General features: G+C 62.9%; 27 protein-coding genes. 16 read left to right on the plus strand and 11 right to left on the minus strand.

From position 1 onward, the window contains the following. Window positions 1-130 precede the first annotated feature (130 nt). Window positions 131-688, minus strand: coding sequence for an HNH endonuclease (locus tag NKH05_RS24515; RefSeq protein ID WP_023677956.1), 558 nt, complete (start codon window positions 686-688; stop codon window positions 131-133). Window positions 689-817: 129 nt separating this feature from the next. Then, the gene (locus tag NKH05_RS24520; protein ID WP_023721065.1) at window positions 818-1,459 is read right to left on the minus strand and encodes a DNA-3-methyladenine glycosylase family protein; all 642 of its coding nucleotides are present in this window, start codon (window positions 1,457-1,459) and stop codon (window positions 818-820) included. Window positions 1,460-1,583: 124 nt separating this feature from the next. Here NKH05_RS24520 and gluQRS point away from each other — a divergent pair, with 124 nt between their 5' ends. Both gluQRS and NKH05_RS24530 read left to right on the plus strand, forming a co-directional pair. After that, window positions 1,584-2,459 carry a tRNA glutamyl-Q(34) synthetase GluQRS gene (gene gluQRS, locus NKH05_RS24525; RefSeq protein WP_353026272.1) on the plus strand — a complete coding sequence of 292 codons (876 nt, stop codon included), beginning with the start codon at window positions 1,584-1,586 and terminating at the stop codon, window positions 2,457-2,459. A 145-nt stretch (window positions 2,460-2,604) separates the two neighbouring features. Beyond that, window positions 2,605-3,495, plus strand: coding sequence for a DMT family transporter (locus tag NKH05_RS24530; protein ID WP_023721067.1), 891 nt, complete (start codon window positions 2,605-2,607; stop codon window positions 3,493-3,495). Here NKH05_RS24530 and NKH05_RS24535 read toward each other — a convergent pair. Further along, window positions 3,462-4,316, minus strand: a complete 855-nt coding sequence (locus NKH05_RS24535) for a YihY/virulence factor BrkB family protein (protein WP_031194564.1) — start codon at window positions 4,314-4,316, stop codon at window positions 3,462-3,464. The genes NKH05_RS24530 and NKH05_RS24535 overlap by 34 nt on opposite strands. A gap of 57 nt (window positions 4,317-4,373) precedes the next feature. Here NKH05_RS24535 and NKH05_RS24540 point away from each other — a divergent pair, with 57 nt between their 5' ends. From NKH05_RS24540 to NKH05_RS24570, 7 genes are all read left to right on the plus strand, one after another. After that, the gene (locus NKH05_RS24540) at window positions 4,374-5,240 is read left to right on the plus strand and encodes an SDR family oxidoreductase (RefSeq protein ID WP_352483565.1); all 867 of its coding nucleotides are present in this window, start codon (window positions 4,374-4,376) and stop codon (window positions 5,238-5,240) included. A 23-nt stretch (window positions 5,241-5,263) separates the two neighbouring features. Beyond that, window positions 5,264-5,455: a twin transmembrane helix small protein gene (locus NKH05_RS24545; RefSeq protein WP_023677950.1), complete on the plus strand. Its 192-nt coding sequence runs from the start codon at window positions 5,264-5,266 to the stop codon at window positions 5,453-5,455. Between the two features lie 29 nt (window positions 5,456-5,484). Continuing rightward, on the plus strand, window positions 5,485-6,066 hold the full coding sequence (locus NKH05_RS24550) for a cob(I)yrinic acid a,c-diamide adenosyltransferase (RefSeq protein WP_023721070.1): 582 nt from the start codon (window positions 5,485-5,487) through the stop codon (window positions 6,064-6,066). Between the two features lie 25 nt (window positions 6,067-6,091). After that, on the plus strand, window positions 6,092-6,895 hold the full coding sequence (locus NKH05_RS24555) for a rhomboid family intramembrane serine protease (RefSeq protein ID WP_023721071.1): 804 nt from the start codon (window positions 6,092-6,094) through the stop codon (window positions 6,893-6,895). A gap of 207 nt (window positions 6,896-7,102) precedes the next feature. Next, window positions 7,103-7,852, plus strand: a complete 750-nt coding sequence (locus NKH05_RS24560; protein WP_023677947.1) for an electron transfer flavoprotein subunit beta/FixA family protein — start codon at window positions 7,103-7,105, stop codon at window positions 7,850-7,852. Window positions 7,853-7,873: 21 nt separating this feature from the next. Continuing rightward, window positions 7,874-8,803, plus strand: a complete 930-nt coding sequence (locus NKH05_RS24565) for an electron transfer flavoprotein subunit alpha/FixB family protein (RefSeq protein WP_023721072.1) — start codon at window positions 7,874-7,876, stop codon at window positions 8,801-8,803. Window positions 8,804-8,917: 114 nt separating this feature from the next. After that, window positions 8,918-9,796, plus strand: a complete 879-nt coding sequence (locus tag NKH05_RS24570; protein WP_023721073.1) for a 3-hydroxybutyryl-CoA dehydrogenase — start codon at window positions 8,918-8,920, stop codon at window positions 9,794-9,796. 9 nt (window positions 9,797-9,805) lie between these two features. On the opposite strand, the gene NKH05_RS24575 is transcribed toward NKH05_RS24570, so the two are convergent. Both NKH05_RS24575 and NKH05_RS24580 read right to left on the minus strand, forming a co-directional pair. After that, window positions 9,806-10,444, minus strand: coding sequence for an NrsF family protein (locus tag NKH05_RS24575; protein ID WP_352495609.1), 639 nt, complete (start codon window positions 10,442-10,444; stop codon window positions 9,806-9,808). A gap of 1 nt (window position 10,445) precedes the next feature. Next, window positions 10,446-10,988: a sigma-70 family RNA polymerase sigma factor gene (locus NKH05_RS24580; RefSeq protein ID WP_352483526.1), complete on the minus strand. Its 543-nt coding sequence runs from the start codon at window positions 10,986-10,988 to the stop codon at window positions 10,446-10,448. 202 nt (window positions 10,989-11,190) lie between these two features. On the opposite strand from NKH05_RS24580, the gene NKH05_RS24585 reads away from it, so the two are divergent. The 3 genes from NKH05_RS24585 to NKH05_RS24595 all read left to right on the plus strand — a co-directional run bounded on the left by NKH05_RS24585 (window position 11,191) and on the right by NKH05_RS24595 (window position 15,030). Beyond that, window positions 11,191-12,198, plus strand: a complete 1,008-nt coding sequence (locus tag NKH05_RS24585) for an iron ABC transporter substrate-binding protein (protein ID WP_352483525.1) — start codon at window positions 11,191-11,193, stop codon at window positions 12,196-12,198. A gap of 169 nt (window positions 12,199-12,367) precedes the next feature. Next, entirely contained in the window at window positions 12,368-13,951 is a 1,584-nt protein-coding gene (locus NKH05_RS24590) for an ABC transporter permease (RefSeq protein ID WP_352483524.1), read from the plus strand. Then, entirely contained in the window at window positions 13,948-15,030 is a 1,083-nt protein-coding gene (locus NKH05_RS24595) for an ABC transporter ATP-binding protein (protein ID WP_023721080.1), read from the plus strand. Before NKH05_RS24590 ends, NKH05_RS24595 begins: the two co-directional genes overlap by 4 nt. Window positions 15,031-15,052: 22 nt before the next feature. Here the strand turns inward: NKH05_RS24595 and ugpC are convergent, their stop codons facing one another. From ugpC to ugpB, 4 genes are all read right to left on the minus strand, one after another. Then, window positions 15,053-16,120: a sn-glycerol-3-phosphate ABC transporter ATP-binding protein UgpC gene (ugpC, locus tag NKH05_RS24600; protein ID WP_352483523.1), complete on the minus strand. Its 1,068-nt coding sequence runs from the start codon at window positions 16,118-16,120 to the stop codon at window positions 15,053-15,055. 7 nt (window positions 16,121-16,127) lie between these two features. Next, complete coding sequence (gene ugpE, locus NKH05_RS24605) at window positions 16,128-16,976, minus strand: sn-glycerol-3-phosphate ABC transporter permease UgpE (RefSeq protein ID WP_352483522.1); 849 nt, start codon at window positions 16,974-16,976, stop codon at window positions 16,128-16,130. Between the two features lie 8 nt (window positions 16,977-16,984). Next, window positions 16,985-17,869, minus strand: a complete 885-nt coding sequence (gene ugpA, locus NKH05_RS24610; protein WP_352483564.1) for a sn-glycerol-3-phosphate ABC transporter permease UgpA — start codon at window positions 17,867-17,869, stop codon at window positions 16,985-16,987. A 185-nt stretch (window positions 17,870-18,054) separates the two neighbouring features. Further along, window positions 18,055-19,365 (minus strand): sn-glycerol-3-phosphate ABC transporter substrate-binding protein UgpB, encoded by a 1,311-nt coding sequence (gene ugpB / locus NKH05_RS24615; protein ID WP_352495610.1) that lies wholly within the window; start codon window positions 19,363-19,365, stop codon window positions 18,055-18,057. A 293-nt stretch (window positions 19,366-19,658) separates the two neighbouring features. Here ugpB and NKH05_RS24620 point away from each other — a divergent pair, with 293 nt between their 5' ends. Next, window positions 19,659-22,091: a bifunctional diguanylate cyclase/phosphodiesterase gene (locus tag NKH05_RS24620; RefSeq protein ID WP_352789532.1), complete on the plus strand. Its 2,433-nt coding sequence runs from the start codon at window positions 19,659-19,661 to the stop codon at window positions 22,089-22,091. Window positions 22,092-22,093: 2 nt separating this feature from the next. On the opposite strand, the gene tlpA is transcribed toward NKH05_RS24620, so the two are convergent. After that, entirely contained in the window at window positions 22,094-22,777 is a 684-nt protein-coding gene (gene tlpA, locus NKH05_RS24625) for a thiol:disulfide interchange protein TlpA (protein ID WP_352641354.1), read from the minus strand. A gap of 35 nt (window positions 22,778-22,812) precedes the next feature. Between tlpA and argH the strand changes: the two genes are divergently transcribed. The 3 genes from argH (at window position 22,813) to lysA (ending at window position 25,775) form a co-directional block, all read left to right on the plus strand. Continuing rightward, a complete protein-coding gene (gene argH / locus NKH05_RS24630; RefSeq protein ID WP_352495613.1) occupies window positions 22,813-24,213 on the plus strand; it encodes an argininosuccinate lyase in 1,401 nt (466 codons plus the stop codon). A gap of 70 nt (window positions 24,214-24,283) precedes the next feature. Next, window positions 24,284-24,490, plus strand: coding sequence for a hypothetical protein (locus NKH05_RS24635; protein WP_352495614.1), 207 nt, complete (start codon window positions 24,284-24,286; stop codon window positions 24,488-24,490). A gap of 16 nt (window positions 24,491-24,506) precedes the next feature. Then, window positions 24,507-25,775: a diaminopimelate decarboxylase gene (gene lysA, locus NKH05_RS24640; RefSeq protein WP_352495615.1), complete on the plus strand. Its 1,269-nt coding sequence runs from the start codon at window positions 24,507-24,509 to the stop codon at window positions 25,773-25,775. A gap of 16 nt (window positions 25,776-25,791) precedes the next feature. Here lysA and NKH05_RS24645 read toward each other — a convergent pair whose 3' ends face one another. Next, window positions 25,792-26,094 (minus strand): ArsR/SmtB family transcription factor, encoded by a 303-nt coding sequence (locus tag NKH05_RS24645; RefSeq protein WP_352483516.1) that lies wholly within the window; start codon window positions 26,092-26,094, stop codon window positions 25,792-25,794. Between the last annotated feature and the right edge of the window lie 39 nt (window positions 26,095-26,133).

Consider the following 26,133-nt stretch of genomic DNA (forward strand, 5'->3'; position numbering starts at 1 on the left):
GAGCACCAGCCTACGCCAGCCGTAGCCTTAACTACCACACCACGACCGCTCATGAATGCTTCGGCCGGGCGAAGGCCGGAAGCGCAGAAAATCGCTTCAGACGGCCAGCCTCCCGAATTATCGGATGATCTCAAGGCTCCAGTTCGACATCCCAGTACAGATAATCCATCCAGCTTTCGTGCAGATGGTTGGGCGGGAACAGCCGGCCGTTATTATGCAAATCATGCACCGTCGGCTGGTAGGGCTTCTGCAGCGGCCACATCTTGGCGTGGGCCGGCATCATGCCGCCCTTCCTCAGATTGCAGGGCGAGCAGGCAGCGACGACATTCTCCCAGGTCGTGGCGCCGCCGCGATGGCGCGGAATGACATGGTCGAACGTCAGATCGTCCGGCGTGCCGCAATATTGGCACTGGAAACGGTCGCGCAGGAAGACGTTGAACCGGGTAAACGCCGGATGCCTCGACGGCTTCACGTAGGCCTTCAGGCTGACGACACTCGGCAGCTTCATCGAAAAGGTCGGCGAAGACACGGCGTGTTCGTATTCGGCGACGATGTTCACCCTCTCGAGGAACACCGCCTTGATGGCATCCTGCCAGGACCAGAGCGACAGGGGGTAATAGCTGAGCGGACGGTAATCCGCATTCAGCACCAGCGCTGGAAGCCCATCCGGAGATACGGCAACCGTCACGTCGTTGACCTCCTTCACCCTAGAACCGGTCGACGCGGATACTGTAAGCCCGACATGACAGGGATGTGAAGCGGATTGTCGATCATGCCGGGTCTCAAAAACGCATGATTTCAATGCTTTTTTGCGGATTCAGGCCGGAGGCGCGGCATCCCTGCCCTTCAATTCGCGATAATAAGCCCAGAAAAGCCGCGATGCGACACCGCGCCACGGGCTCCATGATTCGGCAAGCCGGATCAGCATTTTCTCCGGCGGACGCGGCTCGATGCCGAGTGCATGGCCGACCGCGCTCTGCAACGCAACATCGCGCGCCGGAAAGATATCTGGGTGTCCGGCGGCAAACAAAAGGTAGACTTCAGCCGTCCACGGGCCGATGCCCGGCACCTTGGTCATGGCAGCGATCGCTACCGTCGCATCGAGTTGGCAGAGGTGATCGAGGTCGAGCCCGTCGGCCACCGCCTGGGCGACGGCAATCAGGCCGCGCTGCTTGGGCCGCGACAGCCCGACCTCGCGGAAGACCGCCTCATCGGCGGCTAGTATCGCCTGCGGCGTCAGCGGATCGAGCAGTTTCGTCAGCCGGCCGAAGATGGCATCGGCGCTCGCGCGGGACACTTGTTGCGAAACGACGATCGAGGCAAGGCTCCTGAAGCCCGGCTCCGACAGCCTGAGCGGCACCTCGCCGGCCATGCCGCGCACCTTGTCCAGGCGCGGATCTAGCAGGCACAGCGCGTCCAGGCCTTCTACAATGTCGTCAAGGTTGGCGATGCGTTGCATGTCTGCTTGTTCCAAAATCAAAAGTGCCGCACACGCTTCGTCACGCGTCCCTCTGGACGCGCGACGCTGCCGGCGCAAAGTAGCAATTGGCGAAAGCGCCGCACAACCCGATTGCCGCCGGACAATGACACTGCTGACATTCCGCTTCGCGCCGAGCCCGAATGGCGAATTGCATCTCGGCCACGCCTATTCGGCACTGCTCAACCAGAAAATGGCCAAGGCGGCGGGCGGACGCCTGCTGCTGCGCATCGAGGACATCGACACGACACGCTGCACGCCGGAATTCGAGGCGGGCATTTTTCGCGACCTGAAATGGCTGGGGCTTGGCTGGGAGGAACCGGTGCGCCGCCAGTCCGAGCATTTTGCCGAATATCAGGCTATGCTCGAGCGTCTGATCGAAGAGGAGCTTGTCTATCCAGCCTTCATGAGCAGAAGTGAGATCCGCGCCTTCATCGCCGACAGCGAAAAGCGCGGTCGCGACTGGCCGCGCGACCCGGACGGCGTGCCCCTCTATCCCGCCGCCGACAAGGCGCTGCCGGCCAGCGAGCGTAAGCGGCGCATCGTCGAAGGTGCACCATTTGCCTGGCGGCTAGACGTCGATGCGGCAATGGCGCGGGTCGGCAGGGACCTGACATGGGCCGAATACACGGACGAGACGCTCTCTGGGACGCGTCATGTCGAGGCCCGACCGCAGGATTGGGGCGACGTGATCGTGGCGCGCCGCGAAATCCCGACCAGCTATCATCTCGCCGTCACCTTGGACGACGCGCTGCAGGGCGTCAGCCATGTCGTGCGCGGCCAGGACCTTTATTCCGCGACCAGCGTGCAGCGGCTGCTTCAGCAACTGCTTGGCCTGCCGCAGCCGGCCTATTTCCACCATCGCCTGATCCTCGGCCCGGATGGACGAAAACTGTCGAAGGGTCTTGGCGATACCGGCCTTGCCGCCCAGTGTAAGGCGGGCGCCTCGCCCGACGATGTCAGGCGGCTGGTCGGTCTTTAGACCGGTGAGCCGACGGCCATCAACGGCGCTCCTTCAATTCAAATGACTCTATGGATCAACCGTTTGGTTTTGCTTGCCGGCCCGAACGGCATTAAGCAATCGCCGCAGTCGATCCCTCACCCGAATTCACCGCGGCCTCCGGAAAATGCACAGCCTCAAGCGGTTCATCCCCGCCTCTTTCGTCGTCCTGTGGGCGACCGGCTTCATCGGCGCGCGCTATGCCATGCCGTGGGCCGAGCCTTTTACTTTCCTGGCTGCGCGCTTTGTCCTGGCCGCAATCCTGCTTGTCGCGTTGATGGCCGCGCTTGGTTCGAGCCGCGCCACCCGCGACGAGGCGCTGCACGCAGCCGGCGCCGGCATCCTGATGCATGGGGTCTATCTCGGCGGCGTGTTCTGGGCCATCCACCGGGGCATGCCCGCAGGGCTTTCAGCCCTGATCGTCGGCCTGCAGCCGCTGATCACGGCAGTGCTCGCCGGCCGGCTTCTGGGCGAGGCCATCCTGCCGCGCCACTGGGCCGGTCTCGGCCTCGGGTTGATCGGCGTGGTAATCGTGCTCTGGCCGAAGCTCGGCGCGCTCGGCGGCGGCGTGACCGCCGAAACATTGGGCGCCTCGCTGGTCTCCGTACTCGGCATGAGCGCCGGCACGATCTGGCAGAAGCGTTTCGCCTCCGGCGGCGATCTGGTGGCTGCCACGTTCTGGCAATATGTCGGCGGCGCATCGGTGATGGCTCTGGCCTCGCTCGCCTTCGAGACCCGAACGGTGATCGTCAACGGCGAACTGATCTTCGCCACGGCCTGGCTCGTGCTGGTGCTGTCGATCGGTGCCATCTTCCTGTTGATGGTAATGATCCGCGACGGCGAGATGTCGAAGGTCGCCTCGCTGTTTTACCTCGTGCCGGCCGTCACCGCGGTCATCGCCTGGACATTGTTCGGCGAGCAGCTGAGCCCACTCCAGATCGCCGGCATGGCCATCGCGACGCTCGGCGTCGGGCTGGCGACGGCTCAGCCACCGACGCGGGCGCGCGCCTCCAAATAGCGGCTGATCGCGGCGTTGAGCTCGCCGCCGAGGATGAAGATCGCCGAGACGATGTAGAGGAAGACAACGGCGATCATGATCGAGGCGAGGCCGGCATAGGTCGTCACATAGGACGAGAAATGGTCGAGATAGGCGGCGAAGATGGTCGACCCGATGAGCCAGCCGACCAGCGTGAAGATAATGCCAGGCACGATCGAAACGAACCGGCGCTTGCCGGCCGGCAACCAGAAATGCACGGCGAACAGGCCGCCGATGATGACGACCGAGGCGATGACGTAACGCCAGAGGGTGATCGTGCCCATATAGGGTTTTATCCATTCAAGATGAGATTCGGCCAGCCGCGCCAGCAATGGCGCAAAGACCAGCAGCACGCTGATCGCCAAAAACCCGGCCGTCGCGATCAGCACGAAGATGATGCTCTGCACCCGCCGGTAGATGATGCCGCGCGTTTCTGAGACACGATAGGCGCGGTTGAGCGAGGTGCGCAGCGCCTCGATGCCGTTCGAGGCGAAGTATCCGGCAAGCACGATACCGTAGGTCAACAGGTCGCTGCGCCTGACGGTAAGCACGTTGAGCACTTCGCGCGCGATCGGTTTGGCGATCTGCTCGGGCCATGTGTCGAACACAAGGTGCACGGCGGTGTCGGCGAAAGCCTGCGCGCCGAAAAAACTCGCCAGCGTCGTGGCGAAGATCAGGAAAGGAAAAAGCGCCATCAGCGCGGTGATCGCCAGATGGCTGGCCATTGCCCAGCCGTCGTCGGTGTTGAAATGGCCGAGCGCGTCGTAGAGCACGCGTTTGAGGGCTACGATCTTCCGCAACAAGAACCGCGTTCCCTTCGATTGTCCCGACGCCGCGAATATGGGAAGGGTTTGCGGCAAATGACAACCCTCGGTCAAACCACCATTCCTCCCGAAGAAGAGTTGCGCACCATCATTGTCACCGGTGCCTCTTCCGGAATAGGCGCCTATTGCGCCCATGCTCTTAAGAAGGAAGGCTGGCGGGTGTTCGCAACGGCCCGAAAGCCGGAAGATATCGCTACGCTCGAGGCCGACGGCATCGAGGCCTTTTATCTGGACTACACCGAGCCCGGATCGATCGAGGCGCTGGTGGCGTCGGTGCTGGAGCGGACCGGCGGCCGGCTCGATGCCCTTTTCAACAACGGCGCCTACGGGCAGCCCGGTGCCGTCGAGGACCTGGCGGTCGAAGCTTTGCGGCAGCAGTTCGAGGCCAATGTCTTTGGCTGGCACGATCTCACTCGCCGTGTCGTACCGGTGATGCGCCGCCAGGGCCATGGTCGTCTCGTTCATTGCTCATCGATCCTCGGCCTCGCGCCGCTGCCTTTCCGTGGCGCTTACTCGGCATCGAAGCACGCCGTCGAGGGGCTGATGCTGTCCCTTTATCAAGAACTCCTCGGCAGCGGCATCCATGTTTCGCTGATCGAGCCGGGGGCGGTGAAATCGAAGATCGCCAGCAACAGCCTCCCCTGGTTCCTTGCGAACATCGATCACGAGAACTCAGTCCATCGCCTCGCCTATGCTGTGCAACTCAAACGGCTGCGGGCCGGCGGCAGCACATCGCGGCTGAAGCCCGGGCCAGAGGTGGTTTATGCCGCCTTGCGCCATGCGCTTCTGTCGCGGCGCCCGCGCCCGCATTATGTGGTAACTGTGCCGGCCAGGATCGGCGCGATCCTTAAACGCATCCTGCCGTCTTCGGTACTCTATCGTCTGCTCGCCAAACGCGCCTGAACGCAATCCAACTGGAACACACCATGGCAACTGTCTTCAACATCCTCGCTGTTCTCGTCATGGTCGCCGTGGTGATCGTGCTGATCCGCGGCCTCATCAACATGATGCGCGGCGGCTCCAGCATGACCTCCAACAAGCTGATGCAGACGCGCGTGCTGTTGCAGTTCGTGGCCTTGGTGCTGATAATGCTGGCGGTGTATTTCACCCGTAAGTGACGCACCGGCCGGCAGCCGGGAGGTAACCCGTGGTCAAGCTCAACAAGATCTACACCCGCACCGGCGACGATGGCACCACCGGCCTCGGTTCTGGTGAGCGGCGGCTGAAATCCGACCTTCGCATCGACGCCTACGGCACGGTCGACGAGGCAAATGCCTGCATCGGCATGGCTCGCATCCATACAGCGGCGGTAAATCCGGCGATCGATGCGATGCTCGGCCGCATCCAGAACGATCTTTTCGATCTCGGCGCCGATCTGGCAGTCCCCGATAATGGCAAGCCGCTCGACTACGAGCCGCTGCGCATCATCGCCTCGCAGACCGAGCGCATCGAACAGGACATCGACCTCCTCAACAAGGACCTTGAGCCGCTCAAATCCTTCGTGCTCAACGGCGGTACGCCGGCAGCGGCTGCCCTTCACCTCGCCCGCACGGTGGCCCGCCGCGCCGAGCGCATCATGGTGGCGCTGTCACAAGATCCAGACGAGCACGTCAACCGCGAGGCGATAAGATACATCAACCGTGTCTCGGACTTTCTGTTCGTCGCCGCACGCGCGGTCAATGACAATGGAAATGCCGACGTGCTATGGGTTCCCGGCAAGAACCGCTGAATCCGCCGGAAGCGGGAGAGGCCCGATGTTCATCCCGCTTTACGACACCAACCGGCTGCGGCACATCAAGCTGCAATATGTGACGATCAGCCTGATCGCGCTCAATGTGTTGATCTATTTTGTAACAACACTTGGCGGCGAGGACTTCGCCAACGCCGCGGTATTGGGCCTCGGCTTCATCCCGTCGGTTGTGCATGACAGCGTCGAGCTCGCTCCGCAATTTGTCGTCATTCCGGAGAGCCTGAGCTATCTGACCTATTCCTTCCTGCACGCGGATATCTTCCACCTCGGCGGCAACATGCTGTTCCTGTGGGTGTTCGGCGACAATGTCGAGGATGCGCTCGGCCATGTCCGCTATCTCGTCTTCTACCTGCTTTGCGCCATTGCCGGCGCTTTCTTCCAGGGCTTGGTGGCCTGGGATTCGCAAGTGCCGCTGATCGGCGCGTCGGGCGCCATCGCCGGTGTCGTCGCCGCCTATCTGATCCTTTATCCGCGGGTGAAGGTATGGGTGCTGGTCTTCGCCCGCATCCCGTTGCGCATCCCGGCCTTCATCCCGCTCATCCTGTGGATTCTGTTCCAGATCTTCATGTTTGCCCAGGGTGGCGAGGACCAGGTCTCCTGGGCCTGCCACATCGGCGGCATCATCGCCGGAGCCGTGCTGGTGCTTGTCTTGCGCAGCCGCGGCGTGCCGCTACTCGCCGGCGCCGACGAGGAGCCAGCCGTAGTCGCCGGGCCGGCGCCCATTGCCGTGGAGCCGCCGGCAAGCGATCTGCCGCCCGCCCAGCCGGCGCCGCGCTGGGGCCGGGGAAGCGTTTCCGGGCCGGACTGAACCGATTTGAATGCTTTGCCGAGGATCCGAGTGCGCCCGGGATATTGACGGGCGGGGTCGCCGCAACTACGGAAGCGCCACCCTACTGGCGTGGCGAGACCAGAATTCCGTCCGGAATGTCGGCTTTCGACAACTCTGAAGAGGTGCACGCTGCTATAGCGCGCCCGACGAGCGTGAAGAGACTATCGTGAAAGAGGTGACAGGCAAATGAAGATCCTTGTGCCCGTGAAGCGGGTTGTGGATGCAAACGTCAAGGTCCGGGTGAAGGCGGACGGTTCGGCGGTGGAACTCGCCAACGTCAAGATGGCGATGAACCCGTTCGACGAGATCGCGGTGGAAGAGGCGATCCGGCTGAAGGAAGCGGGCAAGGCCGAAGAGATCATCGTCGTGTCGATCGGGCCGCAACAGGCACAGGAGACCTTGCGCACGGCGCTCGCCATGGGCGCCGACCGCGCCATCCTGGTCAAGACCGACGAGCAGACTGAGCCGCTGGGCGTCGCCAAGGTGCTGAAGGGGGTCGTAGAGGCAGAACAGCCCGGCCTGGTCATTCTCGGCAAGCAGGCGATCGACGATGATTCCAACCAGACCGGCCAGATGCTGGCTGCACTTCTCGGGTGGGCGCAGGGCACCTTCGCCTCCAAGATCGTGCTCGACGGTGACAAGGCCACGGTGACGCGCGAGGTCGATGGCGGCCTGCAGACGCTGGAACTGAAGATGCCGGCAATCGTCACGGCCGATTTGCGGCTGAACCAGCCACGCTACGCGTCGCTGCCCAACATCATGAAGGCCAAGAAGAAGCCGCTCGACGAGAAGAGCCCTGCCGACTACGGCGCCGACGTCAAGCCGCGGCTGAAAGTGATCAAGACCGAGGAGCCGGGCGGCCGCAAGGCGGGCGTTAAGGTCAAGAGCGTCGCCGAACTGGTAGACAAGCTGAAAAACGAAGCCGGCGTGCTGTAAGGCCAGGAAGGGACAACAAAAATGACAATTCTTCTGATTGCCGAACACGACAACGCGACGCTTTCCGACCAGACCGCGAAGGCGCTTTCCGCGGCGCTGCAGATCGGTTCGGACGTGCATGTGCTGGTTGCCGGCAAGGGCGCCAAGCCGGCAGCGGACGCCGCCGCCAAGCTCAAGGGCGTCACCAAGGTGCTGCTCGCCGACGCCGACGAACTGACCGAGCGTCTCGCCGAACCGCTGGCGGCGCTCGTCATTTCGCTTGCTGAGCCATACGACACGATCATTGCGCCGGCGACCTCGTCGGGCAAGAACGTCTCGCCGCGCGTCGCGGCCCTGCTCGATGTCGCCCAGATATCGGAAATCATCGAAGTCGTGTCGCCCGACATCTTCAAGCGGCCGATCTATGCCGGCAACGCCATCCAGACCGTGCAGTCGAGCGACGCCAAGAAGGTCATCACCGTGCGCACTGCTTCCTTTCAGGCAGCACCCGAGGGCGGTTCCGCGCCGGTCGAGACGGTTCAGGCGGCAGCCAATCCCGGCCTGTCGAGCTTTGTCGAGAACAAGCTGTCCGAGACCGACCGCCCGGAGCTGACCTCGGCCAGGATCATCATTTCGGGCGGCCGTGCGCTGGGCTCCTCCGAGAAGTTCCAGGAGGTCATCCTGCCGGTCGCAGACAAGCTCGGTGCGGCTGTCGGCGCATCTCGCGCCGCGGTCGATGCCGGCTATGCGCCGAACGACTGGCAGGTCGGCCAGACCGGCAAGGTGGTGGCGCCCGATCTTTATATTGCCGTCGGCATCTCCGGCGCCATCCAGCACCTTGCCGGCATGAAGGATTCAAAGGTCATCGTCGCCATCAACAAGGACGAGGAAGCGCCGATCTTCCAGGTCGCCGACTACGGCCTCGTCGGCGACCTCTTCGTCATTCTGCCGGAACTGCAAAAGGCGCTTTGACGCCCTCTGCCAAAGCGTATTAAATTCTGCGGGGTGGGGTAGACGAAGTCGCCCCGCCCTTTTAGTTTGCACTGCACAAAAAGCAGGCCGCAAAGGCCTTGACGGGATCGGGTAATGAGCAAGATCGAGACGATCGGCATCATCGGCGCGGGCCAGATGGGTGGCGGCATCGCCCATGTATCGGCGCTGGCGGGCTACAAGGTGCTGGTTTACGACATTTCGCCCGACCGCATCGAAAAGGGCATTGCTACGGTCAGCGGCAACATGGCCCGTCAGGTCGGCTCCGGCAAACTTGAGGAAAAGCTGCGCAACGAGGCGATGGCGCGCATTTCCGCGGCGCCGGCCATGGCCGACCTTGCGGGCGCCGATCTGGTGATCGAAGCGGCGACCGAAGACGAGACAGTCAAACGCAAGATCTATGCTCAGCTCTGCCCGCAGCTCAACCCCGAGGCCATCCTGGCGACGAACACCTCGTCGATCTCGATCACCCGGCTGGCTTCGCAGACCGACCGCCCGGAACGCTTCATCGGCATACATTTCATGAACCCGGTTCCGGTGATGAAGCTGGTCGAGCTGGTGCGCGGCATCGCCACCGAGGACCAGACCTTCGAGGCAGCAAAAACCTATGTGAAGCAGCTCGACAAGACGATCACCGTCTCGGAGGATTTCCCGGCCTTCATCGTCAACCGCATCCTGCTGCCGATGATCAACGAGGCGATCTACACGCTCTATGAAGGTGTCGGCTCGGTCGACGCCATCGATACCGCCATGAAGCTCGGCGCCAACCATCCGATGGGGCCGCTGCAGCTTGCCGACTTCATCGGGCTGGATACCTGCTTGTCGATCATGCAGGTGCTGCATGACGGCCTGTCGGATTCGAAATACCGCCCCTGCCCGCTGCTGGTCAAATATGTCGAGGCCGGTTGGCTCGGCCGCAAGACCGGGCGCGGCTTCTACGACTATCGCGGCGAGCATCCCGTTCCGACGCGCTGATCGCCACCGCTACCAGCGCACGAAAAGCCGTCCGCCGACCGCCCCGAGCGCGGCAAGGCCGGCGATCGCGATCGTATACCAGGTGCCGACGAAAAGCGGCGAATCGTCGAAGCAATGCGCTGCATAGAAGGTCGCCGCCAGCCCGCCGGCAAGCAGGCCCGCGGTCGCACCGGCAAGCACCGGCCTTGTTGGCGCGCCATGGCGCAGCACCGCGAGAAAGACGGCAAGCGGGCCGATGCCGATCAACGGAATGAAGGTCAGGCAGATGACCATGTTCGTGCCGACCAGGCGCGTGCCCCAGTCGGACACAGGCACGACGAGGAGTTCGAGAATCACGGCCATAATCACCAGCAGCGGCGCGGCGATCATCCAGCTCGCCGCCCGCCCTGTCGATGCACCGGGCGTCGACAGCGCGCGGACGAGGGCAAAGGCGCTGACGGCTAGAGCAATCGTGAAGACGAATTTGGACAGGAACCGCATCGTGTGCATGGCAAATGCGATGTCGGGACGTGGGCCGATCGTCAGCCAGAAAACCGCGGCCGCGATCACGATGGCCGCGCCGGTTGCAAGCAACCAGGCGGCGCCTAGCGGCAGCGCCTTGCTGCGGACATCGGCATCGAGCGCCTTGATAAGATCTTCGGTCCTCATGCTATTCCCGCCCCGCCCCGAACCGTTTGGCAATGGCGGCAAGCCCGCGGTGTAGTGACACCCGCACAGCCGTCTCGCTGATGCCGAATTTCGCCGCCGTCTCGCCGATCGAACGGCCTTCGACCGACACGGCCGAGACGACCGAACGCTGCGCCGGCGACAGGCAGTCGAGTGCCCGGTTGACGTCGCGCTCGCTGATCGTCTCCGATTCCGGCTCGGCAAAGGTCTCGGCGATTTCGTCGATCTCGATCTCGATCCGCCGGCCGCGCCGCCGGAACGCATCGATCAGCTTGAAGCGGGCTATTGCATAAACCCAAGGCAGCACCGGCGCATCATGGCGCCAGGTATGTCGTTTCACATGAATGGCCAGCAAGGTTTCCTGCACGACGTCCTCGGGATCGACCCCGCCCTGCACGATCTTGCGCCGGGCAAAGCCACGAACGAGGGCGGCGATCCGGTGCAGAAAGTCGGCATAGGCCCTTTCGTCTCCGGCGATTGCGGCCCGCAGCAGCCGGGAAAGCTCGGCTTCGTCCTTGCCGCTCACAAGAGTTCACTCCCCGATATTCGCGTCTCGGCGCTGGTTTGTTACGTGGCCGGCGAAATAATGTCCAAGGCAAATTAGCTGGGCATCACGAAAGTTTGCTCCTTTTGAGCGATTGAGCGGGCCAGCAATGTTGACTGCGCTAGTCATGTATTGATAGGTGCAGCATACCAAGCCAAAGACCATCGAAATCGAGGACGATGCCATGAAATATGCTCTTTCCGCCCTTGCCGGTGCGACAGCACTTGCAATCAGCCTGATCGCCGGCCCGGCGTTAGCCGAGGACGAGGGCATCGTCGTCTACAACGCCCAGCACGAAAACCTGACCAAGGCCTGGGCGGAAGGATTCACCAAGGAAACCGGCATCAAGGTCACCGTCCGGAACGGCGGCGACAGCGATTTCTCCAATCAGATCGTTGCTGAGGGGTCCTCTTCGCCAGCTGATGTGTTCCTGACGGAAAACTCACCGGCCATGGTGCTGGTCGAGACAGCCGGCCTGTTCGCGCCGGTCAACGCCGAGACGCTGGCCCAGGTTCCGCAGGAGTACCAGCCGGCGAGCGGCAAATGGGTCGGCGTTGCCGCGCGCAGCACCGTCTTTGCCTACAACAAGACCAAGCTGACCGCCGACCAGCTGCCCAAATCGCTGCTCGATCTCGCCGATCCGAGCTGGAAGGGCCGTTGGGCCGCTTCGCCCTCCGGCGCCGATTTCCAGGCGATCGTCAGCGCCTTGCTGCAACTCAAGGGTGAGACTGCCACGGCCGACTGGCTGAAGGCGATGAAAGAGAATTTTACCGCCTACAAGGGCAACAGCACGGTGATGAAGGCGGTCAATGCCGGCGAGGTCGAAGGCGGCGTGATCTATCACTACTACTACTACGGCGATCAGGCCAAGACCGGCGAGAACAGCAAGAATGTCGAGTTGCACTATTTCAAGCACGAGGACCCCGGCGCTTTCGTCTCGGTTTCCGGCGGCGGTGTGCTGGCCTCGAGCAAGCACCCGAAGGAAGCCCAGGCTTTCCTGAAATGGGTCACCGGCAAGGGCGGCCAGGACGTGCTGAAAACCGGCGATTCGTTCGAATACGCAGTCGGCAAGGGCGCCGAGTCCAATCCGAAGCTGGTGCCGCTGGCCGATCTGCAGGCGCCGAAAGTCGACCCGACGGCGCTGAACTCGAAAAAGGTGACCGACCTGATGACGGCGGCCGGCTTGCTTTAGCCGGCGTTCGTCCTAAAAGGGCAACCGACTGCGCTCCTGTGGGAATTCGCTTTCCGCGGGAGCGCTCTGTTTTCAAAATGGCATTTGCCCATGACCACAAGCTGCTCGCCACATTGTCGGCCGCCGATCGTTTCCGCCTCCGGGCGGACCCGGCGCAACGTCTGATCTGATGCAGTCTGCGATCGATCTCGCACCTTCAGGCTTGCCGGCCGACACCACGGCCGTGCGGGCACGTCGTTGGTCGGTCTCATGGATTGCGTTGGCTGCCGTCTTTGTCTCGCTTTTCGCGCTGCTGCCGCTTGCCTTCATCGTCTGGGTGGCGGTGCAGACCGGCTGGGAAACGGTGGCGGCGCTGGTGTTCAGGCCGCGCGTCGGCGAGCTTCTGGTCAACACCAGCCTGCTGGTGGTGCTGGCGGTGCCGATCTCGATCGTGCTGTCGGTGGCGCTGGCTTGGCTGACGGAGCGCAGCGATCTGCCGGGTGCCCGCTTATGGGCCTGGCTGTCGGTGGCGCCGCTCGCCATTCCCGCCTTCGTCCACAGTTACGCCTGGATCACCATGGTGCCCAGACTGCACGGCCTGTGGGCCGGCGTGCTTGTGTCCGTCATCGCCTATTTCCCCTTCCTTTATCTGCCGGTGGCGGCGGCATTGCGCCGGCTCGATCCCGCTCTCGAAGATGCAGCGGCAGCCCTTGGTCTCGGCCCGTGGCGCGTGTTCAGGCGTGTCGTGCTGCCGCAGCTCCGGCTCGCCATTTGCGGTGGCTCCCTGCTGGTCGGCCTGCATCTCCTGGCCGAATACGGGCTCTACGTGTTCATCCGCTTCGATACATTCACCACCGCGATCGTCGACCAGTTTCAGTCGACCTTCAACGGTCCCGCCGCCAACATGCTGGCCGGCGTGCTGGTGACCTGCTGCTTCGTGCTGCTCGGGCTGGAGGTGCTGGTGCGCGGCGAGGAGCGCTATGCCCGCGTCGGCTCGGGTGCTGCGCGCCACCAGCAGCGCACGAGCCTTGGGCGCGCCACCATTCCTTGCCTGCTGCTGCCCGCTGTTACCACGCTGCTGGCGCTCGGGGTGCCGTTCGTCACTATCGGTCGCTGGCTCATGGCCGGCGGCGCCGATATCTGGCGGCTCGACGAGATCGGCCTGGCGCTTGGTCAGACACTGTTCCTGGCGATTGCAGGCGCGCTGCTCGCCACCGTCGCGGCAATGCCGATGGCGTGGATTTCGATCCGCGCGCCGGGAAGGCTGCAACGCGTCCTGGAGGGCTGCAACTATATCGTCGGCGCGTTGCCCGGGGTTGTCATCGCCCTGGCGCTGGTCACCATCGCCGTGCGTATCGCCATGCCGCTCTACCAGACCCTGTTCACCATCCTGGTCGCCTATGCGCTGATGTTCCTGCCGCGCGCTCTGATTAGCCTCAGGGCGTCGATCGCACAGGCGCCGGTCGAGCTCGAACGCGCCGCCTCCAGCCTCGGCCGGTCGCCGCTCAAGGCGCTGTGGTCGACGACCATCCGCCTGTCGGCGCCGGGTGCCGCGGCCGGCATGGCATTGGTCGCGCTCGGCATCATGAACGAGTTGACCGCAACCCAGATGCTGGCGCCCAACGGCACCCGCACGCTGGCCATGGCGTTCTGGTCCTATAGCGGCGAGATCGACTATGCGTCGGCGGCGCCTTATGCCTTGATCATGGTGGCGATGTCGCTGCCTTTGACCTGGCTGCTCTACGTCCAGTCGAAGCGGATGGCCGGGCGATGAGCTTTCTCGAGCTGAGCGGCATCCACAAGCACTACGGCCCCGTGGCAGCACTTGCCGGCGTCGACCTCAGCGTGGCCAGCGGCAGCCGTACGGCGATCGTCGGGCCATCCGGTTGTGGCAAGACCACCTTGCTGCGGCTGATCGCCGGCTTCGAGGCGCCCGACCAGGGCCGCATCGTGCTCGATGGCGAGGTGCTGGCCGATGGCGACACGGCCGTGCCGGCGCATCGCCGCGGCATCGGGCTGGTGGCGCAGGACGGCGCTCTGTTCCCGCATCTGAGCATCGCCGCCAATATCGGGTTCGGCATGGGCCGTCACGAGGAAAAGCGGAGCGAGCGCATCGCCGAGCTCGCCTATGTCGTCGGGCTGGACAAAGGGATCCTGAAGCGCCGCCCGCACGAACTCTCCGGCGGCCAGCAGCAGCGCGTCGCGCTCGCCCGCGCCATGGCCATGAAGCCGCGGCTGATGCTGCTCGACGAGCCGTTCTCGGCGCTCGACACCGGCTTGCGCGCCTCAATGCGCAAGGCCGTGGCCGAGCTCCTCGAAACGGCCGGCATCACCACCATCCTGGTCACCCATGATCAGGCCGAGGCGCTGTCATTCGCCAGCCAGGTCGCGGTGATGCGCGACGGCAAATTCTCGCAGGTCGGCACGCCGCGCGAGCTCTATTTCAAGCCGAAGGACCGGATGATCGCCGAGTTCCTCGGTGACGCCATCGTCCTGCCGGCCAGGATCGCCGATGGCGTTGCCACCTCGCCGCTCGGCCGCATTGCCGTCGACAGCACGGAGCGGCGCGACGTCGCGCGCATCATGCTACGGCCGGAGCAGGTGCTGCTGAAACGGACATCGCGTGAAGGCATGTCCGGCACGCCGGACATGCTGTTCGGCGAGGTGACGGAATCCGAATTCGCCGGCTCGATGTGCACGATCGCGGTGCGTCTCTTGAACAGCCCCGATCCGCCCGATGCCGCCGCCATCGGCAACACGCCGTTGATCCTGCGCAAGCCGGGAATGGACGCGCCGGCGATCGGCGAGATCGTCCGGCTGACCGTGTCGGGCAAGGCGCATGTGTTTGCCTGAACGGTTTTGCGCAAGGCCGACCTCAATCGACCCGTTTACCGGCATGATCGAACCAGTGCAGCTTTTCAGACCTGGCCACGACGCGCAATTGGTCGCCTGGCTTGGCGCTGGCGCGGCCTGAGACGCGCACGACGATACGGCTGCCGGCTGCCGCGCAGTGGAGAAAGCTTTCGGCACCGACCGGCTCGACTGCTTCCACTGTCGCCGGCAACGCGAGCGCGCCGGCCGGCGCCTCTGCCGTGAAGGTGATATCGGCATCCTCCGGACGAAAGCCGAGTGTCACCGCCTTGCTTTGTCCAGGCGCCGAGCCAATCACCGTCCCGTCCGTCAGTACCGAGCCTGGAGAGGCCCCCGTGAGGGCCAGCAGATTCATCGGCGGCGCGCCGATGAAGGAAGCAACGAAGATCGAGGCCGGCTTCTCGTACACGTCGAGCGGCGCGCCGATCTGCTCGACCAGGCCGGCGTTCATGACGACAAGGATGTCGGCCAGCGTCATCGCCTCAAGTTGGTCGTGGGTGACATAAACCGAGGTGACGCCAAGCGAGCGCTGCAAATTCTTGATCTCGACGCGCATCTGCCCGCGCAATTTCGCATCGAGGTTGGACAGCGGTTCGTCGAACAGGAAGACTTTCGGGTTGCGCACGATGGCGCGGCCCATGGCGACACGCTGGCGCTGACCGCCGGAAAGCTCGCGCGGGCGCCGGTCGAGCAGCCCCGAAAGCCCCAGCACCTTGGCAGTCGAGCGCACCCTGCTGTCTATCTCGTCCTTCGGCGTGCCGCGGTTGCGCAGACCATAGGCCATGTTGTCGTAGACCTTCATATGCGGATAGAGCGCGTAGTTCTGGAACACCATGGCGATGTCGCGCTCGGTCGGGCCAATGGCGTTGACCACCTTGCCGTCGATGGCGACTGTACCGACCGAAATCGTCTCGAGCCCGGCGATCATCCTCAGCAGCGTGGACTTGCCGCAGCCGGACGGGCCGACCAGCACGCAAAGCTCCTTGTCGGGAATGGCGATGGAAACGCCCTTCACGGCCTCGACGCCGCCGGGATAGATCTTCTTGACATCCTTCAGATCGACGGTCGCCATCGGCTTCTCACTTTTCGGATTCGACCAGGCCGCGCACGAACCAGCGTTGCATCAGCACCACGACCAGGATCGGCGGCACGATGGCCAGCATCGCGGTGACCATGACCAGGTGCCATTGGGTGTCGGCATCGGCGAAGGAAACCATCTTTCGCAGCGCGATGACGATGGTGTTCATGTCGTTGCTGTTGGTGACGAGCAGCGGCCAAAGATACTGCGTCCAGCCGTAGATGAAGAGGATCACGAACAGCGCGGCGATGTTTGTCCGCGACAGCGGTACCAGAATATCGAAAAAGAAGCGCCATGGACCGGCACCGTCGACACGCGCCGCCTCGACCAGTTCGCCCGGGATGGTCATGAAGAACTGGCGAAACAGCAGCGTTGCGGTGGCCGAGGCGATCAGCGGGATGATCAGGCCGGCATAGGTGTCGATCATGCCGAGATCGACCATCACCTTGTAGGTCGGCAGAATGCGCACCTCGACCGGAAGCATCAAGGTGATGAAGATCAGCCAGAAGAAGGTCATGCGCAGCGGAAAGCGGAAGAACACGATCGCGTAGGCCGACAGGATCGAGATGAAGATCTTTCCCACCGCGACGCCGAGCGCCATGATCGTGGTGTTGAGGAGCAGTCTGCCCACGCTGACACCGCCGATACGACCGATGCCGCCGAACAGCGCCTCGCTGTAATTGTTCCATAGCTGGTCGCCGGGCAACAGCGGCAGCGGCGGCCTGAGGATCGTTTGCAGCGTGTGCGTCGAGGCAACGAAGGTGTAGTAGATCGGAAAAGCCACGATCAATATGCCAAGGATAAGCACGGCATGGGCGATGACGGTGCGGAGCGGAGATTGGCCGATCATCGCTGCCCTCAGCCGTAATGGACTTTGCGTTCCACATAGCGGAACTGGATGGCTGTGAGCGCGATGACGATGGCCATCAGGATGACCGACTGCGCCGCCGAGTCACCCAGGATCAGATTGACGAAGCCGTCATTGTAGACCTTGTAGACCAGCGTCTCGGTCGTCTTGCCCGGGCCGCCGCCGGTGACGGCATGAACGATGCCGAACGTGTCGAACAGGGCATAGACGGTGTTGACGACCAGCAGGAAAAAGGTTGTCGGCGCAAGCAGCGGGAAGACGATGGTCCAGAAGCGCTTGGTCTCGCCGGCGCCATCCATGGCCGCCGCCTCGATCAGCGTTTTCGGCACCGCCTGCAGGCCGGCGACGAAGAACAGGAAATTGTAACTGATCTGCTTCCAGGCAGCCGCCGACACCAGCAGGATCATGGCGTGGGTGCCGTTGAGCAGCGGGTCCCATGCGATGCCGAGGCTTCTCAGCAAATAGGCCAACGAGCCGATCGAAGGATTGAACAAGAAAAGCCACAGCATGCCGGCAATCGCCGGCGCGACGGCATAAGGCCATATCAACAGTGTGCGGTAGAGGCCTTTGCCGCGCACGGCCTTCTCGGCCATGACCGCGAGCAGCAGGGCCACAACCATGGCAACGATCGCGGTCGCAAGCGAGAACACCACGGTGACCTTGATCGAGTTGAGGTAGGCCGGATCGGCCAGCACCTTCCGGAAATTGGCAAACCAGACAAACCTGCTCTTCAGCCCGAACGGGTCTTGCCTGAGCATCGACTGGTAAAGCGCCTGACCGGCCGGCCAGTAGAAGAAAACCAGGGTGATGGCGAGTTGTGGCGCCACCAGCAGGTACGGCAGGATCTTGTTGGGAAATACGACGCGTGGAGACAAGCTGATTTCCCTCGCTATCCAGGTATCGCCCACGCGAGCTCGCGTGGGCGATATTCCAACCGACTAATGCATGTCGCCCAAAAGTGCGCAGCGGTTTTGAGATAACGACATGCATAAGAACAAGAGCTTAAAGCGCGTCGCATGTGGCCATTCAAACGCGACGCGCTTTAACCGAGATAATCTCGTCAGTTCTCCAGCGCTTCCTTGATCGCGGCGTTGCCGCGTGTGACCGCATTGTCGAGCGCCTGCTGGGCGGTTTGCTGGCCGGCCAGCAGCTTCTCCAACTCCTCATTCTGAATATCACGCACCTGCGGCAGATTCGGCAGGCGCACGCCCTTCGAGTTGTCGGTCGGCGCCTTGCCCGTCATCTGCAGGATGGGTGTCTCGCGGCCGGGGTTTTTGTCATAGAAGCCTGATTTCTTGGTCGCCTCATACGCGGCGAGCGTCACAGGCAGGTATCCCGACTTCTGGTGCAGATATTCCTGCACATCGGTCTTGGACAGATAGGCAAAGAAGGCGGCAACACCCTTATATTCCTCGTCCGACTTGTTGCCGAACACCCACAGGCTGGCACCGCCCGGCGTGGTGTTCTGTGGTGCGCCCTTGGCGTCGCTATCGTAGGGAAGCTGGCCGATGCCATAGTTCATGCCGGACTTGACGATATCGCCGAGGCCGCCCGACGATTCGGTGAAGATGCCGCATTCGCCGGCGAGGAATATCTGCTTGGCTTCGGAGGTGCGCCCGCCATACTTGAACGTGCCGTCCTTGGCCAGGTCCGCGAGTGCCTGGAAGTGGTTGACGAAAATCGGCGCATTGATCTTGAGTTCGACATCGCCGCCGGCCAGGCCGTTCTGCCGAGTGGCCCAAGGCACGTCATTCCACGCCGCGAAATTCTCCAGATGGATCCAGGTCAGCCAGGTCGAGGTATAGCCGCAAGGGGCGGCGCCGCTCGTCTTGATCTTCCTGGCAGCTTCCCACACCTCGTTCCAGGTCTGGGGCGGGCTGTTCACGTCGAGGCCCGCCTTCTGGAAAATGTCCTTGTTGTAGTAGAGGATCGGCGACGAGGAGTTGTAAGGGAACGACAGCATGGTGCCGTCCGGCTTCGAATAATAGCCGACGATGCCGGGCAGATACTGGCTCTTGTCAAAGGTCATCCCGGCACTGGTCAGCACATCGGCCGCCGGCTTGATCGCACCCTCGGCCGCCATCATCACGCCGGTGCCGACGTCGAACACCTGGAGGATATCGGGCGCCTGGCCGGCGCGGAAAGCGGCGATGCCGGCATTCAGCGTCTCCGGATAGGTGCCCTTGAACACCGGAACGAGCTCATAGTCGCTCTGGCTGGCGTTGAAATCCTTGGAGATCTTGGCGACGACCTCGGCGTTGGCGCCGGTCATGGCGTGCCACCAGCTGATCTGCGTGACGGCGAAGGCGGAGGTGGTGGAAAGCAGGGTCAAGGTGGCGGCAACACCGGCCGCGAAGCCGAAGAACTTCATGTTTCATCTCCCGTTTGTCATTGGCGAAAGGGGCACTCTCGCAAAGCCAATATGTGGCGCTGATGACAATCGGACAACGGTTTTGTTGCGGGTCAATGAACATCGCTTCCGGCTAAAGTGCGCTCGCTACCGAAAGCGTCGCCAGGAACTACATCACCGCCTTCTCGGCGGAGCGCATCGGTTTTCCCCCGAAAAGGCCCGCCTCATGGCCCGCGGGTTAACCATTCGTTAAAATCTCCAAGAGCTAATCAGTCACACCTCCCCTGTTATTTGGCAGACCGAGTGAACCCAGGATGCTGACGGTCTATAATTGTATTGTAAGTCAGCACGACCTGAGACTGGTCGCACTTGCCGCCCTCGTCTGCGGCATTTCTTGCTTCTCTGCAGTAAATCTCCTTAAGCACGTCGGCCGATCGACCAACCGAAACCGGCTTGTCTGGCTAATGATCGCCGCAACTTCGACCGGGTTCGGCATATGGGCGACGCATTTCATCGCCATGACTGCGTTTACGCCGGGAATACCAAACGCATACAATCCGGGATTATCCGCCTTTTCGCTTGCCGCCGCCGTCATCCTGACCGCGCTTGGGATGTGGGTTGCCACCTTGCGCCGCGGCATCGACCATTTCCTCGTCGGCGGTGCCATTCTCGGTGGTGCCATCGCGACGATGCACTACATCGGCATGGCGGCGTTCGAGGTCGAGGGCCGGATCGTATGGAACCTGCTCCTTGTCGCGATATCGCTTCTGGCCGGCGGGACGCTCGCGGCAATGGCGCTCCTTGTCGTCTTGCGCCGCCCGTCCGCGCTCGCAACACTTGGTGGCGCCGCGCTTTTGACGCTGGCGATTTGCAGCTTGCATTTCATCGCGATGGGCGCGGTGTCGATCATTCCGGATTCCTCGATTGAAATATCCGAACATTCCATCGAGCCCATTTCCCAGGCCTTTGCCGCAGCGGTCGCCAGCCTGGTAATCCTTGTGCTGTCAGGCGCCGCGCTGTGGATCGACCTGCGCTTTCGCCGGCAGAGGCTCGAGGCCGATCGCATGCACGATCTCGCCAATGCCGCGGTCGAAGGGCTGATCGTTTGCGATGGCACACGCATAGTCAGCGCCAATGACAGCATGGCGAAACTGACGGGCACGGCGACAGCCACCCTGAACACGATGCAACTCGGCGAGCTGTTCGATGGACAGAGCGCAGCCGATGTATCCGGCTTCGGCGAACAGGCACAAGAAACGAAATTGAGGGGCAGCGACGGCACGAGAATTCCTGTCGAGCTGATCGCCAGGAAGATCGCCTACTGCGGCAGGCCTCATACGGTGCTTGCCGTTCGCGACATCCGTGAGCGCAAGAAGGCGGAAGAAGAGATCCTCCGTCTCGCGCATTTCGATCCACTTACCGGGCTTGCCAATCGGCGGAGCTTTTCTTCCCGGCTCGAAGCAGAAATCGCTTCGATGGAGCGTGGCAGCAAGGATGGATATCTGGCGCTCCTGCTGCTTGACCTCGACCGATTCAAGCAAGTCAACGACCTCTACGGCCACAGCGCCGGTGACGCCATGCTGCAGAAGCTGGCGCACTGCATTTCCGGCATTCCGCGCCACGGACAGATGCTCGCGCGTCTCGGCGGCGACGAGTTTGCCGTCTTAGCTCCGAACCTCCCCGACCCCCTGGCCGCAGGCCGCATAGCCGAGGACTTGCTGGCGGCGATCCGGGAGGAAAACAGGGTTTCAGTCGGCTCCGGCCTTGTTTCGGCCAGCATCGGCATCGCCTTCTTTCCGCTGGATGCCGAAGATCAGGCCGGCCTGATCGGCCATGCCGACACGGCACTCCATCGCGCCAAGACCGAGGGGAGGGACACGTATCGTTTTTTCGAGATAGCCATGGGCACCGCGGCCCGCGACAAGCGCGTGATGGAGCATGAACTGCGCCAGGCGATCGCCCGCAAGGAGTTCCACCTCGTCTACCAGCCGCAGAAGGAAATCCGCAGCGGCAAGATGATCGGCTTCGAAGCCCTGGTCCGTTGGCAGCATCCGGAGCGGGGCGACATTTCCCCGGCCGTTTTCATCCCCGTGGCCGAGGACAGTGGCGCCATCGCGCAGATCGGCGACTGGGTGCTGACGACGGCTTGTAACGATGCTGTTCGCTGGACGAATCCGCTGATGGTCGCCGTCAACGTCTCCGCCGTGCAGCTTCACAATCCGAACTTCAGCCGCAAGGTGCACGACGCACTGTCGAGATCCGGCCTCGCACCCGGCAGGCTCGAACTGGAGATCACCGAAACGGCCCTGGTGAAGGACATGCCCCGCGCATTGGCAACCTTGAGGCAGGTCAAGGCGCTTGGCGTGCATGTGGCGATGGACGATTTTGGCACCGGCTATTCTTCGCTGTCCAACCTTAGCGCCTTTCCCTTCGACAAGATCAAGATCGACGGGTCGTTCATCAAATCGGTCGACAAGAACGGCCAGTTCGCGGCGATCGTCCGCGCCGTGCTGGGGCTTGGACGCGGTCTCGGCCTGCCGGTCCTGGCGGAGGGCATCGAGACGCCGGGCGAATTGCAGTTCCTTGACGCCGAGGCTTGCGAGATCGGGCAAGGCTATTACCTCGGCAAACCGGCTCCGATCGAGACATTCGGCGAGTTGACGGGCGTCACGGCTCCGGCAGTCCGCACCGCCAGCCGGCGCGGCGCAAGCATCGCCGTGCTCAAGCCGCGCCTGCGCACGGTCTGAGCCTATCCCGGCTGAAGCGCTGCCTCGACCAGACGCTTGGCATCCGGCCCCGACCATTCGGCCGGGCCGTTCATATGGGCGATCAGGCAGCCTTGCCCATCGATCAGCATGGTGACCGGCAGACCGAGCGCCAGGCCGCGCGTCTTGACATCGTTGAACAGTGCCATGGTGGCATCGCGATAATAGCCGAGGGCCTTGACGCCGGTGTCCTCGAGGAACTTCTTCGGCTTGGTATCGTCGCCGGCATCGACGTTGACTGCAACAACCTGAAACGCGTCGCTGCCCATCTCCTTCTGCAGTGCATCGAGCGCCGGCATTTCGGCGCGGCAAGGTGCGCACCATGTTGCCCACAGATTGAGCAGCACCGTCTTGCCGGCATGATCGGCGATCGTCGTCGGCTTGCCGTCGGGGCCGTTGAAGGCGAGGCTTTTCAGCGATTGCGGCGGATCCGCCGGCAAAAGCGCGGCGACTTGACCGGTAGCGGCCGCGGCGATCTTCTTGGCATGGTCGGTCTTGGCGGCGCAGGCCACGTCGTCCTTGCCGCCGCCGGCGGCCACTTGCGCGGGCGCGTTGTTGCCAGAACCGCTTTCCCTGACATATACCGCGACCGCGCCGGCCAGCACGCCCGCAACCAAAGCGGCGAGGATGAGACGCAAAGCCGGGAAAAATCTATTGCCGTCTGCCATTTTTCAAAAACTGCTCCGGAGCACGGGTTATAGCGATGAGCGACAAGAAGGCCAGCAACCAGATGTGGGGCGGACGTTTTGCCTCGGGTCCGGCCGCAATCATGGAAGCGATCAACGCGTCGATCTCGTTCGACCGCAAACTCTATGCCCAGGACATTCGCGGCTCGATCGCCCATAGCGAGATGCTGGCGCAAACGGGCATTATTTCGGCGGCCGATCAAGAAAAAATCAGTCACGGGCTGAACACGATCCTGGCAGAGATCGGGGCCGGCACATTCGAGTTCTCGACCAGGCTGGAAGACATCCACATGAATGTCGAGGCCCGCCTCGCCGATTTGATCGGCCCTGCCGCCGGCCGCCTGCACACTGCCCGCTCGCGCAACGACCAGGTGGCGGTCGACCTCAGGCTCTGGGTCAAAGACGAGTGCTTTCGTGTCGCCGAGGCGCTGAAAGGCCTGATCACAGCGTTCCTCGCCCGAGCCGAGGAGCATGCGGCAACGGTGATGCCGGGCTTCACCCACATGCAAGCGGCGCAGCCGGTGACCTTCGGCCACCACTGCATGGCCTATGTCGAGATGTTTGCGCGCGACCTGTCGCGCGTCCGCGATGCGATCGAACGGATGGACGAAAGCCCGCTCGGTGCGGCCGCCCTTGCCGGCACCAGCTTTCCGATCGACCGGCACCAGACGGCAACGGCGCTTGGTTTTCGCGAACCGATGCGCAATTCGCTCGACAGCGTTTCGGACCGCGATTTCGCGCTGGAATTCTTGGGGCTGGCGGCGATCTGCGCGACACATCTGTCGCGGCTGGCCGAAGAGATCATCATCTGGTCGACCCCGCAATTCGGTTTCGTCAGGCTGTCGGATAGCTTCTCGACGGGTTCGTCGATCATGCCGCAGAAGAAGAACCCCGACGCCGCCGAACTGGTGCGCGGCAAGACCGGCCGTGTCACCGGCCATCTGGTCGGCCTGCTGACGGTAATGAAGGGCATGCCGCTGACCTATGGCAAGGACATGCAGGAAGACAAGGAATCCGTCTTCGACGCGGCAGAGACGCTCGACCTGATGCTGGCGGCGATGACCGGCATGGTGCGCGACATGACGGTGAACACTGCCGCGATGAAAAAGGCGGCCGGCGCCGGCTATTCGACTGCGACCGACCTCGCCGACTGGCTGGTACGCACGCTCGGCCTGCCGTTCCGCGAGGCGCACCATATCACTGGCCGGGCGGTGGCGCTGGCCGAGGACAAGAAGGTCGGGCTCGACAGGCTTTCGCTGCAGGATTTGCAGTCCATTCACCTCGGTATCAGCGCCGACGTGTTTTCGGTTCTGGCCGTGCAGAATTCTGTAAAGAGCCGCACAAGCTTCGGCGGCACCGCGCCGTCCGAGGTGCGCAAGCAGATCCGCTACTGGAAAAAGCGGCTCGCCAAGGCGTAAGACGCGGGGTGCAATGGCCGCAAAACTCGGCTAGAAGCGCTGCGGGCAACAGTTTCGGACGGATGACGCGATGACCGGAAGCAGGATTTTGGTGACGCTGACGCTGCTAGCGGCGATGGCGACCGTTGCGGCCTGCGGCAGGAAGGCTGCGCTCGATACGCCCTACGCGGCAGCCGTGCAGGCGCGCAAGGACGCCGAGAAGGCCAAGCAATCTTTGCCGCCGGAGCCGGAAAAACCTGTCGAGGACAAGAAATTCATCCTCGACCCGCTGCTCTGATTTTCGGACCGATCTCGTGAACCATTTCGACTACCGCGACGGCGTACTGCATGCCGAGGACGTGGCAATATCAGATATCGCCGCCAGTGTTGGCACGCCGTTTTATTGCTATTCGACGGCGACGCTGACCAGGCATTTTCGCGTCTTTGCCGAAGCTTTTGCCGGGCTCGACGCCCTCGTCTGCTATGCCATGAAGGCGAATTCCAACCAAGCTGTGTTGAAGGTGCTGACAAGGCTCGGCGCCGGCGCCGACGTTGTCTCGGAAGGCGAACTGCGCCGCGCTTTGGCCGCCGGCATTCCGGCAAGCAAGATCCTGTTTTCAGGCGTCGGCAAGACCGCGCGCGAAATGGATTTTGCGCTCTCGGCCGGCATTCTCTGTTTCAACGTCGAATCCGAACCGGAGCTGGAGCTGCTGTCGGCCCGCGCCACCGCGCTGGGCAAGATCGCGCCGATCTCGCTGCGCATCAACCCGGATGTCGACGCCCGGACGCACAAGAAGATTTCGACTGGGAAGGCCGAGAACAAGTTCGGCATTCCCTGGCAGCAGGCGCGGAAGGTTTATGCCCGCGCGGCTGAGTTGCCGGGCATCAAGATCACCGGCATAGATACCCATATCGGCAGCCAGATCACCGAATTGCAGCCCTTCGACGACGCCTTCGCGCTGCTGGTGGAACTGGTCGGCGCGTTGCGTGCCGACGGGCATGCCATTGAGCATATCGATGTCGGTGGTGGCCTCGGCATTCCCTACCGCGTCGACAACAACCCGCCGCCTTTGCCCGAAGCCTATGCCCAGATCGTCAGGAAGCATGTCGCCAAGCTCGGGCTGAAAGTGATGTTCGAGCCGGGCCGGCTGATCGTCGGCAATGCCGGTATCCTGGTCTCGGAGGTCATCTTCGTGAAAGAGGGCGACGCCAAGAACTTCCTCGTCGTCGACGCCGCGATGAACGATCTGATCCGGCCGACCCTTTACGACGCCTTCCACGACATCAGGCCGGTGGTGCAGCAGCCGGTCGCAGCACCGCGCATGAGGGTCGACGTCGTCGGCCCGGTCTGCGAGACCGGCGACTATCTCGGGCTCGACCGTGACCTGCCCAGGCTGAAAGCCGGCGACCTGATCGCTGTCGCCACCGCCGGCGCCTATGGCGCCGTCCAGGCCGGCACCTACAACACCAGGCCGCTGGTGCCGGAAGTGCTGGTCGACGGCGACCGCTTCCACATCGTGCGCCCGCGCCAGACCTATGACGAATTGATCGGGCTGGATTCGGTGCCTGATTGGTTGACCTGAGAGATACCTTGCAGCGCTACAGCCGGTGCTGGATGAGCGCCCTGGCCTCGGCGATCCTGTCCTCGTTCCGGCGATAGAATATCCACTGCTTGATACGCTTGCTGCGCAAAAGCCCTGCCTGGGTGAGCACGCGCATATGCTCGCTGAGCGTCGCCTGCGTGATCCCCAGCTTTTCCGCGATCAGCAGCGCGCAGACCCCGTCCTCGACCAGATCACCGTCCGCCTGCGGCGGAAAATGCGCGCGCGGGTCCTTGAGCCAATCGAGGATCTGCAGTCTGCGCTCGCTGGCAATCGCTTTGAAGACGTCGACCTCTTGCATTTAGGCACTTTGCCAAGTTACTAAGTAATGTCAACTCTG

The organism is Mesorhizobium sp. M1399, assembly GCF_040317735.1.
In the GTDB taxonomy this organism is placed as follows: Bacteria; Pseudomonadota; Alphaproteobacteria; order Rhizobiales; family Rhizobiaceae; genus Mesorhizobium.